Here is a 12,729-nt window from a genome sequence, read left to right on the forward strand (position 1 = left end):
TTAGAATCAGCGTAAAGGAATTATGTATGAAGTTTAGGAAAAATATATTAACGCTATTTATCATTTCCAGTTTTTATGTTTCTACCACAGTCGCTGCCGATCTGGATGGATACGGAAATGAAACGCCTGACGCGGATAATACGGGTTTTAATTATCCTGACAAATTTAATGATACCAATCCCTATATCGATTATGAAAACGGTTCGTTAATTGGTCCAAATAGCACGGTGCAAAACCCGATTCCTGTTTACAGCACCATTGGCGAGGAGGCATCCAGTTACAGAGATAATTTTAATGCTGAAGGCATTACTTCGCCTCAGGCCTACAACTTCGAGGGAAATAACTTAATCTCTACGCCTGAGGACCGCTCTGCGATTTCTGCCGGCGGCAGTAATACCACCATCGTTTTTTATAAAAATAACGCGAACTATATCTCTCTGGCGGCCACTGACGGGGCGACGCTTTTGGTCGACAGTAACAGCGCTTCCGGGGCCATCATTGACAATGATAACGCCTTTATTTTATTGAAAAATAACTATGCGAATGATGCGACTATAACCAACAAAAATCAGAGCACGATGGTTATTGACGGTAATGCGGTAAACGGCGCTGGTTTGATCAACGACAGCTCGCGTATGGATATCTATCACAACAATGCCGTCGGCGTAACGATCGACAACCTTAACGGTGCATCCCTGACGGCGCTCGGCAATAATATCTCCGACTCAGTAATTAACAATGGGGCGGACGCGACATTTACTATCGGTGACTGCAATAGCAGCGTTTGCGCCGATACTGTCGGGACAACCGCGCAGAACATCACGCTCAATAATGATGGCCAATTCAATCTTTCCGGGGATATAGATTTAAGTGGCTCTGATGTGAATAATCAGGGCAACATCTACGGTACCAGCATTCTGAATCTGACCGGTTCAACAATCAAAAATAGTGGCACTTTCGACCTCGCTGGCGACATTAATCTTGATAATTCAACTGTCAATAACGACGGTGATTTCTTATTGTCTGATGCTACCGTAAATATGACGGACACCAGGATGGAAAATGCCGGTGCACTTACGCTCAGCAACGTAGTTATAACCGGTGGGGCCGTAGAAAACACCGGCACCATTACTCTGAACGGCACCAATAAAGCCAGTATGGATGTGACTAACAGCGCGGAGATGCTGATTAGTGAAAACAGCAGTATCGATATTCAGAATAGTGAATTTATCAACGAAGAATCTGGTCGTGTCAGTTTTTATAACGGCTCTGATATCACTGGCGATATTACTAACCGTGGTCGTATACAGCTCGTTAGCCAAAATGATGACCCGGTACATAGCACGCTTAACGGCGATATCGCTAATTACGGGTTACTCTCATTAGCCTCATCCGAGCGCAGCGTTGGCAATACGCTGACCATCAATGGCAATTATACGGGCTACAGCGGTTCACAGATTATGATGAATAGCGTGCTCAACGACGATAGCTCGACAACTGACAAGCTTCACATAGCCGGAAACGCCGCGGGTGAAAGCGCCGTTTATATTAACAATATTGGCGGTCATGGCGCGCAAACCATTGAGGGACTTAATGTTATTACCGTCGACGGCATCTCTGACGCGCAATTTACTCAGGGGGGAAGGATTGTCGCTGGGGCTTATGATTACTCTCTGGTAAAAGCGGCTAATAACAGCGGTAACTGGTATTTGACCAGCAAAGACAACACGCCGGTTGCCCCGACAGACCCTGTTGATCCGAGCACCCCGGCACCGACAGATCCTGTTGAACCAAGCAACCCGACGGATCCTGCTGACCCGACTACGCCGGTGGAACCGGAAAAACCGAGCGAACCGTCCACCCCGCCGGTAGATCCTGCGCCGTCAGTGAGCCGGGAGCGTCCGGAGGCCGGCAGCTACATTGCGAATATTGCGGCCGCAAATACTTTGTTCAACACGCGGCTTGAAGATCGCAGTGGCGAAACGCATTATCGCGATCTGCTTACCGGCGAACAAAAAACCACCTCGTTGTGGATGCGTAATGAAGGGGGGCATAATCGCTGGCGCAGCGGTTCGGGTCAGCTGAAAACGCAAAGTAACCGTTATGTTCTGCAGTTAGGGGGCGATCTTGGAAAATGGACGCTCAACGGTTCAGACAGTCTGAGCCTTGGCGCTATGGTGGGCTACGCGAACAGCAAAAGCAGAACGCACTCTTCGCTGACCGGCTATGGCTCCAAAGGCAGCGTTAATGGTTATAGCGCAGGGCTGTACAGTACCTGGTATGCCGATGCGCAAACTAAAACCGGCATGTACGTTGATACATGGCTCCAATATAACTGGTTCGACAACTCGGTTAAAGGCGATGGATTGTCCTCGGAATACTATCATTCCAGAGGTATCACGGCCTCCGTTGAAACCGGCTATACGTTAAAAATTCGTGACTTTACACCGTCCACTGGTACTGAACGAAGCTGGTATGTTCAGCCTCAGGCACAGATTATGTGGATGGGTGTAAAAGCCAAAAATCATACTGAAATGAATGGCACGCAGGTAAAAAGCGAAGGCGATGGTAATGTGCAGACCCGGTTAGGGGTAAAAACTTACCTGAGCGGCCGCGCCAGCCAGGATGCGCAGCGCGATCGTTTGTTCCAGCCTTTTATTGAGGCGAACTGGATACATAATACGGAAACCTTTGCTGCCCGGATGGATGATCGCACGGTTAATCAGGCTGGTGCGCGTAATATGGGAGAAGTCCGCGTGGGCGTTGAGGGAACCGTCACCAACAATCTGAATATCTGGGGTAATGTTGGAACCCGCATTGGCGACAAAGGCTATAGCGATAATGCCGCCATGCTGGGAGTCAAATATAGCTTCTGATACACCGTAAAGCGGCCATTTATGCATAAGCAAAACGGTCGCTTACCCAAGACTTCTGCGGACGTCTTTTGTTAACGGGGGCAGTGGCGTTTATCTTCGTTATGCGCCCCCTGTTTCACACAGAAGTTCGTTCCGCCAACATTCAGAAGGCCTGATTCAGAAATGAATCAGGCCTTCGTCGTTTTAGTCCTTCTGCAATATCATCTTAGCGCCTAAGCCCGATACCGGCGCACGTTCATCACGTGCAATCCAGCGATAGCAAATCCCGCTTAACAGCACGCCAATAAACCAGCTAAAGTTGGCGATCGCATGCAGCGATGGCGTAAAGCTGATCGCCAGGCCAATAGCCACCGCCGGCAGCAGCGCCGCAATCGCTTTCGGGTTAAAGCCTCCGCGATACCAATATTTGCCTTTTGGCGTCGCATCAAACAGGTCATCTGTCGAAATGGTTCCGCGCTTAATCAGATAGAAATCTACCAGCAAAATTCCAAACAGCGGCCCGATAAACGCCCCCAGCACGTCCAGCGTGTAGTGAATCAGCTCAGGTGACTGGAACAGGTTCCACGGAGTCAACAGTACCGAACCGACCGCTGCAATCATGCCGCCGGTACGGAAGCTGATTTTCTGCGGCGAACAGTTTGAGAAATCAAAAGCCGGAGAGACGAAATTCGCCACGATGTTAATGCCGATGGTGGCAGTGATCATTGTCAGCAGGCCAATTGCCACTGCCAGATCGTTACCCACCATACTGACGGTTTCGATAGGATCGGTGATCATTTTGCCAAACAGTGACTGAGTTCCCGAGACAATCACGACCGTCACCAGCGAAAACAGCAGGAAGTTAAACGGTAACCCCCAGCGGTTACCGCGGCGAATTTCACCCATGCTTTTGCCGTAGCGCGCGAAGTCACCAAAGTTAAGCAGCGGGCCGGAGAAATAAGAGACCACCAGTGCCGTAGCGGTCAGCATTTGCCAACTCTGTTCACCGATGCTCAGTTGCTTGCTCGCCAGCGTAAAGGAGATACCGTCGAAGCCAGTCTGGTACACAATCCAGCCCGCCAGTGCCACCATCACCACATACACCGCCGGGCCGGCGACATCGATAAAGCGTTTAATCGCGTTCATTCCATGCCAGAACACCATCGCCTGTAGCAGCCACATAATGCCAAAGCAGATCCAGCCAAGTTGCGACAACCCGAGCCAGGCGCTTTGGGTCATTGGCGTCAGCGCTGGCCAGAACTTCAGCAGCACCAGCATCAGCGCATTGGCCGCCAGCCAGGTCTGAATGCCGTACCAGGCAAACGCGATCAGGCCGCGAATCACCGCCGGAATATTGGCACCAAATACGCCAAATGCCTGCCGACAAATTACCGCATAGGGTACGCCAGCCATCTGACTCGGTTTCGCCACCAGATTGGCACAAAGCTGGACGATACAAATGCCGACCAGCAGACAAAGCAGTACCTGCCAGCTGGCCAGCCCAAGAGTGAAGAAGCTGGCGGCGACCACATAGCCTCCCATACTGTGTACATCCGACATCCAGAAGGAAAAGATGTTGTACCAGCTCCAGCTCTGATTGCGCGTCGGGGCCAGATCCTCGTTACACAGCCGTGGACTGTAGCTGGCGTGGGCTTCGGTTGCCGACGCCGGGTTAACACGTTGACTATTTGGCATGAAACCTGCTCCTCTCAATTCATTCAATAACAAACTGCGTTAATGAGGCATTGCAGGAATCAGGCCAGAAATTGATTTGTTGTATACAACAATTGGATTTCATGTATACGATTCCTGTATTCAATGACATTAACCGGAGTCGGTAATGAAGAGTGAAAACGGCCTGAAAACCGCTTCAGACCTGAATGATAAAGATGAGCCGATCTATCAGGCATTGATGACGGCGATTGTTGAGCATCAGCTGCCGCCAGGCAGCAAATTACCGGAAGAGGCGCTGTCGGAGGTGTTTGGCGTCAGTCGCACCGGGATTCGCAAAGTGCTGCAACGCCTCGCGGCGGTGCAAATGATCACCCTGACGCCCAAACGTGGTGCACAGGTGGCGACGCCGACGGTCGAAGAGGCGCAGGATATCTTTCGCAGTCGCTCAATTATTGAGTGTGCCAATTTGCCCTTCGTGCTGGAGCATTGTCAGCCACCTCACCTGGCGGCACTGGAAAAGCTGATACACCAGGAGCAGCAGGCACATGAGGATCATGATGGCCCGGCGGCTATTCGCCTTTCGGCGGCTTTTCATATTCAGTTGCAGGCCATTTCCGGCAATCAGGTGCTGGCCGAAATGGTGACGCGACTGACCCAGCGTTCGTCTTTAGTGGTCGCCGCATACGGTGCACCCTGGCAGCAAGGCTGCCGCTGTAACGATCATCAGAAACTGGTTGATCTGCTGCGTAAAAGAGCGCTTCAGCCGCTAACCGAGGCTTTACAGCAACATTTCGCCCATATTGTGGCAAGCCTGCACTTTGAACGCAGTGGTGAAACTTTACCGGACTTCGTCCGCCTTTTTACTGCGCAGGGGGCGCGTTAATGATGCAAAAACAGATTATTCAGGTGATTAACCCCAATACCAGCCTGGCAATGACGGAAACCATTGCCGTGGCGGCGCGTGCGGTAGCGGCAGCCAATACTGAAATTGTTGCGGTGTCTCCTTCGCACGGGCTGCCTTCGATTGAGGGCCATTTCGATGAAGCGATTGCCACGGTTGGCGTGCTGGAACAGATCAAACTGGGGCGTGAACAGGGCGTCAGTGGCCATGTGATTGCCTGCTTCGGCGATCCGGGGCTGTTGGCTGCACGTGAACTGGCCTGCGGGCCGGTGGTGGGTATTGCGGAAGCCGCAATGCATATGGCAACGCTGGTCGCCACACGCTTCTCGATCGTCACCACCTTACCGCGCACGCTGGTGATTGCCCGTCATTTATTGCGCCAGTATGGCTTTGAACATCACTGCGCAGCGCTGCATGCGATCGATTTACCGGTGCTGGCGCTGGAAGATGGCAGCGGAATTGCACAAGAGAAAGTTCGCGCGCGTTGTATACAGGCAAAACGCGAAGACGGCAGTGGTGCCATCGTGCTGGGATGCGGCGGTATGGCCACGCTGGCGCAGGAGCTGACGCACGAGCTGGGACTGCCGGTTATCGATGGCGTCGGCGCAGCGGTAAAAATGGTTGAATCGCTGGTGGCGCTGGGGTTATCAACCAGCAAATATGGCGACCTCGACTACCCGAGGAAAAAAGCCGCAACCGGTGCTTTTCAGCATCTTAACTGAGTGGATGATTCGGCTCGACGACAGGAAATCTGATAATGAATGATGCGGTAGAAAAGAAAGAATATAGCTTCAATATAAACTATCCGCGCGACCTGCGTGGATATGCCGGTAAGCCACCGCACGCGGCATGGCCGGGCGAGGCGCGTATTGCGGTGCAGTTTGTCCTCAATTATGAAGAGGGCGCGGAAAATAATGTGCTGCACGGTGATGCCGGATCGGAGCAGTTTTTATCAGATATTATTGGCGCGGCCAGCTATCCCGAACGGCATATGTCAATGGATTCGCTGTATGAATACGGCTCGCGCGCCGGTTTCTGGCGTATTCATAATGAGTTCCAGAAACGTGGTTTGCCGCTGAGTGTTTTTGGCGTGGCGATGGCGCTGGCGCGTCACCCGGAAATCGTCGAGGCCATCAAACAGGCTGATTACGATGTGGTCAGCCACGGCTGGCGCTGGATCCACTATCAGGCAATGGATGCCAAAAGCGAGCGCCAGCATATGCAGCAGGCGATTGATGTGTTAACCGATTTGTTCGGTAAAGCGCCGACTGGCTGGTATACCGGCCGTGACAGTCCTAACACCCGGCGGCTGGTGGTTGAGCAGGGCGGTTTTACTTATGACAGCGACTATTATGGCGACGATCTGCCGTTCTGGACGCAGGTGACCTGTCAGGATGGTTCAGTGAAACCCCATCTGATCATTCCCTACACGCTGGAAACGAACGATATGCGCTTTGCGACGCCGCAGGGCTTTAATAACACCGAGCAGTTTTATACCTATCTGAAAGACAGCTTTGACGTGCTGTATGAAGAGGGCGAGAGCGCACCGAAAATGATGTCTATCGGTATGCACTGCCGCCTGTTGGGGCGTCCTGGGCGATTCAGAGCGTTACAGCGCTTTCTCGATTACATCCAGCAGCATGAGAAGGTGTGGATCTGTACCCGCCAGCAGATTGCTGAGCACTGGATTAAAACGCATCCGCTGGCGTAGCGGAAACTTATACGGGCGGCTTAACCCTTTTGTCGCCCGTTACGGTGAAGACCAGGATAGCTTCGTTAGGTCATTAAACTCACCTGTGCCGCCACAATCCGCCAGCCAGCGGGTAACTTCACCCAACTCTGCTGCTGGCGACCAATCTTGTCGCTACCCACGCGGGTAAATTCGGTACTGCACACCGCGTAATCTTCACCAAAGGTGGTGATGACCGTATTGCGTAACTGACGATCAAGACCGGCGGAGGGACGCGCGGCGCGAAAAGCGCGGATCTGCTCAATCCCGTATAAATTCTCACCGGCACCCAACCGCACGGTGCGGTCGTCGTGCCAGAACAGTTCATCCAGCACCGCCGTATCATTGCCAACCAGCGCCTGTTCATAACGGTAAAATGCCGCGGTGACTTCGGCGACAACCGCCGGACGGTTAATCTCTTCACTCTTCATTTTATCTGCTCACTGTAGCGGCTTTTGCGATAACCAGACCCTGCTGTTCCAGCGCACGTGCGGCGCGCAGAGCCATCTCTTCTTTAAACGGTGCGGCAATCAGCTGCAGACCAATCGGTAATCCCCCGGCGGTTTGCAGCGGTACGGTAGTGACCGGCAAGCCGAGGAAGGAGATCGGCTGCGTCAGCATGCCCATGCTGGCACGCGTTGGCAGATCTGTCCCGTTGATATGCATCGTCTCCTGGCCAATAGTGGTGGCGCTGCAGGGCGTAGCGGGGGCAATCAGCACATCAAATTGTGCAAACAGCGGCAGAACCTGCTGCTGGAAATGACGGCGGAAACGTTGGGCCTGAATATACCAGGCGGCCGGGATCATGGCGCCAGCCAGCAGGCGTTCGCGTGATAGTGGCTCAAAGCGTTCCGGGGTGGCACGCAGTGCCGGTAGATAATGATTACCGCCTTCCGACGCGCTAATCAGAAACGCGGAAGAGCGGGCGATTTCGGCATCGGCGAATGTCACCTCATCACTGGCGTTCAGTGCGCGTGCTGCCGTCGCCACTGCGCTGCGGGCATCGTCATTACACCACTGCTGGAAATAGCCGCCGAGCACGCCGCAGCGCAATCCGTCCTGCCCTTTGTTCAGTGCGGCCAGTGTCGGTTGCGGCGGCTGATTGGCCTGGAAAGCATCAGCGGAATCGTGACCCTGTAAGGCGTCATAGATCAATGCCAGGTCTGCCGTGCTGCGGGCAAACGGGCCAATATGATCGAGGCTGGCTACAAACGGATGGCTGCCGCTGCGCGACAGGCGGCCAAAGGTCGGTTTCAATCCCAGAACGCCACACAGTGAGGCAGGGACTCTGATTGAACCATTAGTATCCGTGCCGAGCGAGAAATGCACCAGTCCGGCAGCCACTGCTGCGGCTGAACCACCCGACGAGCCTCCGGCGATCCGGGTGAGATCACGCGGATTGCGCGTCGCACCGTAGTGGCTATTTTCGGTGGTAAAACCGTAAGCGTAGGCATCCATATTCAGCATGCCAGAAAGCATTGCGCCAGATTGTGCCAGTTTGTTCACTGCCCAGGCATCCTCTCGCGCCGCAGGGCGATCGCGGAACAGGCTGGCTCCGGCCAGCGTGCTGTAACCCGCGACATCAAACAGATTTTTAACCGCATACGGCACCGCCGCCAGTGGCGGTAACGGCTGACCGTTACGGCGCTGCCTGTCGATAACATCGGCTTCCTGCCACATGCGGTCGGCGGTGATTTCCGTCCAGGCGTTAAGTGCCGGATTGTGCTGTTCAATTGCGCTCAGCGTATGTTGAGCAATTTCACGCGCGCTGAGATCGCCGCTCGTCAGCGCGTTTTGGAGTTGAGCAATGCTCAGTTCTGCCAGATTCATGCCTGATAAACTCCCGCCACTTCCAGTCGATCGTCGAGGGGATAAGCCATCAGCGGTGCCGACATCGCGGCAATACGACTGAATTGGCTTTGCAGCTCGGCACGGCGTGCATCGTCCAGTTCCAGCGCCAGCAGCTGTTCCATTTGCGCCAGATAAGCGGCCCAGTCAGAGGTACTCGTCATCATCTTCTCCTGTTAAAAACCGGCAGCGCTGCCGTTGCTGCGTGGGTCGAATGCCCCCTCCAGCATGCCGTTGTTATGCCGCACAATGGCGCCCGCATGGCCGACGGCTTCACTGAAATCCGGCAGAATTTCCACTTCATGGCCCAGTGCGCGCAGGGTAGCGACGGTTTCAGCGGAAAAGCGGCCCTCCAGTTTCAACGAGTCGGATGCCTGCCCCCAGGTGCGGCCCAGCAGCCAGCGCGGTGCGCTGATCGCCTGCTGGAGCGGTAAGCCCTGCACCACGTGACGATTAAAAATTGCCGCCTGAGTTTGCGGCTGACCGTCGCCGCCCATTGAGCCATACACCAGCGTGCGACCATCATGCAGCCGGGCTGCCGCCGGATTAAGGGTATGGAAAGGCTGTTTTCCCGGTGCCAGTGCCAGCAGATGATCGGGTTGCAGGCTAAAGGCCGCACCACGGTTCTGCCAGGTAATACCGGTATCCGGCAACACCACACCGCTGCCAAATTCGTGATAGATACTCTGAATAAATGACACCGCCAGCCCGCTGCTGTCCATTACCCCCATCCACACCGTATCGCCAGGCCCGCGCCCGGTTCCCCACGGCGCGGCTTTGGCGTCGTCAACTTGCGCCGCCATGGTGGCGAGGCGATCGGCATCCAGCAGCGACTGCATCTCTTCAGTGATATGGCGCGGATCGGTGATGTATTGATCGCGCAGGCTGAATGCCAGTTTGGTGGCTTCAACAATGCGATGTACGGTTTGCGCATCATCGGCTTCGGCCATATTCAGCCGATCGGTGATGCCAAGGATTGCCAGCGATACCAGTCCCTGAGTCGGCGGCGTCATATTGTAGATTTCGCCCTGCTGATGTGAAACGCGCAGCGGCGTACGGCGCTTCGCCTGATGGTTGTGCAGATCTTCCAGCGTGATCGGCATGCCGAGCCGCGACATCTCCAGCGCCAGCTTAGTGGCCAGTGGGCCACGGTAGAAGCTGTCCAGCCCGTCGAGGGTCAGCGCACTAAGCGTATTCGCCAGATCCGGCTGAGTAAAACGACTGCCGGCGCGTGGTGCTTCACCGTCAGGCAAAAAGGTGCGGGCAAAACCCGGTTGATTGACCAGTTCGCTCAATTTGCTCTGCGTGGCCGAGGCCTGCGACTGGGTAACCGGAATACCGTCGGCGGCATAGCGAATCGCATCGGCCAGCAGTCGGGCAACCGGCTGTTGCGCACCGCCCAGCTCTTTCGACAGCTTCAGCGCTTCCGCCCAGCCGCTAACGGTACCGGCCACCGTCAGCGCCGCTTTAGGACCGCGATGCGGAATGACTTTTTCATCGCTGTAGTAATCGAAGTGTGCCAGCGATCCGGCCGCGCCACTGGCATCAATGGCTATCGGCTCGCCTTTGGGTGGCATAATCAGCCAGAAGCCGTCACCGCCGAGGCCATTCATATGCGGGTAAACGACGGCGATAGTCGCGGCAGCGGCAACCATTGCTTCAATGGCATTGCCGCCTTCGCGCAGCACCGCCAGTGCACTTTCACTCGCCAGATGGTGAGGTGCCACCGCCATACCCAGCGGGGCCATATTACTTTGAATCATCTGTGGCTCTTTTTTTTTCGGATAACAGAGAGCTACAGTGAAGCAAGAGATGTTCCAGTTTTCCAAATTTTTCGTCAGCGGCGCTGAGGCTGATTTGGAGTATGCTATGTTCAGTGAAACGAAAGTTACAAGAGATCGCCATGAAACAGCTTGATGAACGCCTGAAAAGCCATTACCCGCAGTTGTCGCCGCAGGAGCAGCGCATTGCGGACTTTGTCTTTGATCATTTTGACGATCTTATCAGCTATAACAGTGCGGAACTGGCGCGTCTCAGCGGGGTATCGAAAGCCACCGTCAGCCGGTTGTTTAAGCGGTTAGGCTATGAAAAATATAAAGATATGCGCGATGAACTGCGCACTTTACGTCAGAGCGGCATGCCGTTAACCGATAATCGTGATGCGGTGCAGGGCAATACGCTGTTAGCCCGCCACTATAAGCAGGAGATGGCCAATCTGACGCAGTGGGTCAACAGTATTGATGCGACACAGTTTGGTGAAATTGTGCAGGCCCTGGCGCAGGGTAAGCGGATATTTATTGTCGGCCTGCGTAATGCCTATCCGGTGGCATTGCACCTGCGTCAGCAGCTGATACAGGCGCGTTCGCAGGTGTATCTGCTACCTCAGCCGGGGCAGACACTGGCGGAAGAGCTGGTGGATATTACGCCGCAGGATGTGGTGGTGGTGGTGGCATTTCGCCGCCGTCCGCGCATTATCAAGCCGATGCTGCAGCAATTACAGCAGGATAACATTCCGGTATTGCTGATATGTGAACCGCAGGCGCAGGGTGTAATTGCGCTGTCCCGCTGGCAGCTGTGCGCCTCGCTGGACAGCGTTTCCGCCTTCGACAGTTACGGTTCGGCGATGAGCGTGGTCAACCTGCTGGCCAATGCCTTGCTGCACGAATTATTGTCGCAGGGACGTCAGCGCATCCATCAGATTGCCGACCTTTATCAGCATATGGACGAGCTGGAACAACGATAACAGGGCACCATTTTGGTGCCTTGCCTCTTTTTGGTTCATTCTTCCGTTAGCTTTTCTGCGTATTTTCTTACTTACTCTTCATCTAAATCTGCTGGTTAGCTAAATCCTGCCGTCGCTGCGTCGTTGGCACATTAGTTGCAGAATGCATTTACAAGAATCTTTTGTTTCATGATTAACTAACCGGGGTATGATGATGAAAAAAGTATTGATGGCGGCAATGGGCGCAGCGCTGATGTTAAGTCAGGTCACGCAGGTAATGGCCGATCAGTTGCAGGACATCCAGAAACGCGGCGTACTGCGCGTAGCAGTGCCGCAGGATTTCCCGCCGTTTGGTTCAGTCGGTACTGATTTGCAGCCGCAGGGCTACGACATCGATATGGCGAAATACCTCGCAAAACAGATGAAACTTAAGTTGCAGCTGGTACCGGTTACCAGTGCCAACCGCGTGCCGTATTTGCAGACTGACAAAGTCGACCTGGTGATCTCCAGCATGGGAAAAAATGCTGAGCGTGAAAGAGTGATCGATTTCACCCGCGCTTATGCACCGTTCTTCCTCGGGGTGTTTGGCCCGAAAGATACCGCGCTGAAAGATGCTGCTGAGCTGAACGGCAAGTCGATCGGCGTTACCCGCGGCGCGGTGGAAGATATGGTGTTAAGCGAAGTGGCACCGAAGCAGGCACAGGTTAAACGTTACGAAGATAACAATACCACGCTGTCCGCTTATCTCTCTGGCCAGGTGCAGTATGTCGCGACCGGGAACCTGGTGGTTGCCGCAATTTCACGCCAGAACGCGGATAAAGCGCCGGTGGCGAAATTTATGTTGAAGGATTCCCCGTGTTTTATCGGCCTGCGTAAAAACCAGCCGGCGCTGAAAGAGAAAATTAACGCGCTGATTGAGCAGGCAGAAGCAGATAAGACGTTGAATGGCATGTCGGAACTGTGGCTGAAAGCCCCTCTGCCAGCCAACTTAGGCGCGTAA

11 protein-coding genes are annotated in these 12,729 nt (G+C 54.2%); 6 read left to right on the plus strand and 5 right to left on the minus strand.

All coding sequences use genetic code 11. The annotated features are described in order from the left end of the window. Window positions 1–26 precede the first annotated feature (26 nt). Window positions 27–2,876, plus strand: a complete 2,850-nt coding sequence (locus tag RIN69_RS04820; protein ID WP_313855924.1) for an autotransporter outer membrane beta-barrel domain-containing protein — start codon at window positions 27–29, stop codon at window positions 2,874–2,876. A gap of 183 nt (window positions 2,877–3,059) precedes the next feature. On the opposite strand, the gene RIN69_RS04825 is transcribed toward RIN69_RS04820, so the two are convergent. Further along, the gene (locus RIN69_RS04825; protein WP_313855925.1) at window positions 3,060–4,550 is read right to left on the minus strand and encodes an NCS1 family nucleobase:cation symporter-1; all 1,491 of its coding nucleotides are present in this window, start codon (window positions 4,548–4,550) and stop codon (window positions 3,060–3,062) included. Window positions 4,551–4,695: 145 nt separating this feature from the next. Between RIN69_RS04825 and RIN69_RS04830 the strand changes: the two genes are divergently transcribed. From RIN69_RS04830 to puuE, 3 genes are read left to right on the plus strand one after another with little or no spacing between them, the layout of a single operon-like run. Further along, entirely contained in the window at window positions 4,696–5,412 is a 717-nt protein-coding gene (locus RIN69_RS04830; RefSeq protein ID WP_313855926.1) for a GntR family transcriptional regulator, read from the plus strand. 2 nt (window positions 5,413–5,414) lie between these two features. Then, window positions 5,415–6,152 carry an allantoin racemase gene (hpxA, locus tag RIN69_RS04835; RefSeq protein WP_390902529.1) on the plus strand — a complete coding sequence of 246 codons (738 nt, stop codon included), beginning with the start codon at window positions 5,415–5,417 and terminating at the stop codon, window positions 6,150–6,152. A 35-nt stretch (window positions 6,153–6,187) separates the two neighbouring features. Beyond that, the gene (gene puuE / locus RIN69_RS04840) at window positions 6,188–7,141 is read left to right on the plus strand and encodes an allantoinase PuuE (RefSeq protein WP_313855929.1); all 954 of its coding nucleotides are present in this window, start codon (window positions 6,188–6,190) and stop codon (window positions 7,139–7,141) included. Window positions 7,142–7,206: 65 nt separating this feature from the next. Here puuE and hpxZ read toward each other — a convergent pair whose 3' ends face one another. Genes hpxZ through RIN69_RS04860 form a run of 4 tightly spaced genes read right to left on the minus strand, consistent with a single transcriptional unit; the run spans window position 7,207 to window position 10,770 of the window. Continuing rightward, window positions 7,207–7,590, minus strand: a complete 384-nt coding sequence (gene hpxZ / locus RIN69_RS04845; RefSeq protein WP_313855930.1) for an oxalurate catabolism protein HpxZ — start codon at window positions 7,588–7,590, stop codon at window positions 7,207–7,209. A 1-nt stretch (window position 7,591) separates the two neighbouring features. Next, window positions 7,592–8,989, minus strand: coding sequence for an AtzE family amidohydrolase (locus RIN69_RS04850; RefSeq protein WP_313855931.1), 1,398 nt, complete (start codon window positions 8,987–8,989; stop codon window positions 7,592–7,594). Next, on the minus strand, window positions 8,986–9,174 hold the full coding sequence (gene hpxX, locus RIN69_RS04855) for an oxalurate catabolism protein HpxX (RefSeq protein ID WP_313855932.1): 189 nt from the start codon (window positions 9,172–9,174) through the stop codon (window positions 8,986–8,988). The genes RIN69_RS04850 and hpxX overlap by 4 nt, the downstream gene beginning before the upstream one ends. Window positions 9,175–9,183: 9 nt before the next feature. Next, window positions 9,184–10,770, minus strand: a complete 1,587-nt coding sequence (locus RIN69_RS04860; RefSeq protein ID WP_313855933.1) for a gamma-glutamyltransferase family protein — start codon at window positions 10,768–10,770, stop codon at window positions 9,184–9,186. Window positions 10,771–10,910: 140 nt separating this feature from the next. On the opposite strand from RIN69_RS04860, the gene hpxU reads away from it, so the two are divergent. Both hpxU and RIN69_RS04870 read left to right on the plus strand, forming a co-directional pair. Beyond that, window positions 10,911–11,750, plus strand: a complete 840-nt coding sequence (hpxU, locus tag RIN69_RS04865) for a MurR/RpiR family transcriptional regulator HpxU (RefSeq protein WP_313855935.1) — start codon at window positions 10,911–10,913, stop codon at window positions 11,748–11,750. Between the two features lie 193 nt (window positions 11,751–11,943). Further along, window positions 11,944–12,729 carry a transporter substrate-binding domain-containing protein gene (locus tag RIN69_RS04870; protein WP_313857602.1) on the plus strand — a complete coding sequence of 262 codons (786 nt, stop codon included), beginning with the start codon at window positions 11,944–11,946 and terminating at the stop codon, window positions 12,727–12,729.

It is taken from the genome of Winslowiella toletana (assembly GCF_032164335.1).
Lineage (GTDB): Bacteria > Pseudomonadota > Gammaproteobacteria > Enterobacterales > Enterobacteriaceae > Erwinia > Erwinia toletana_A.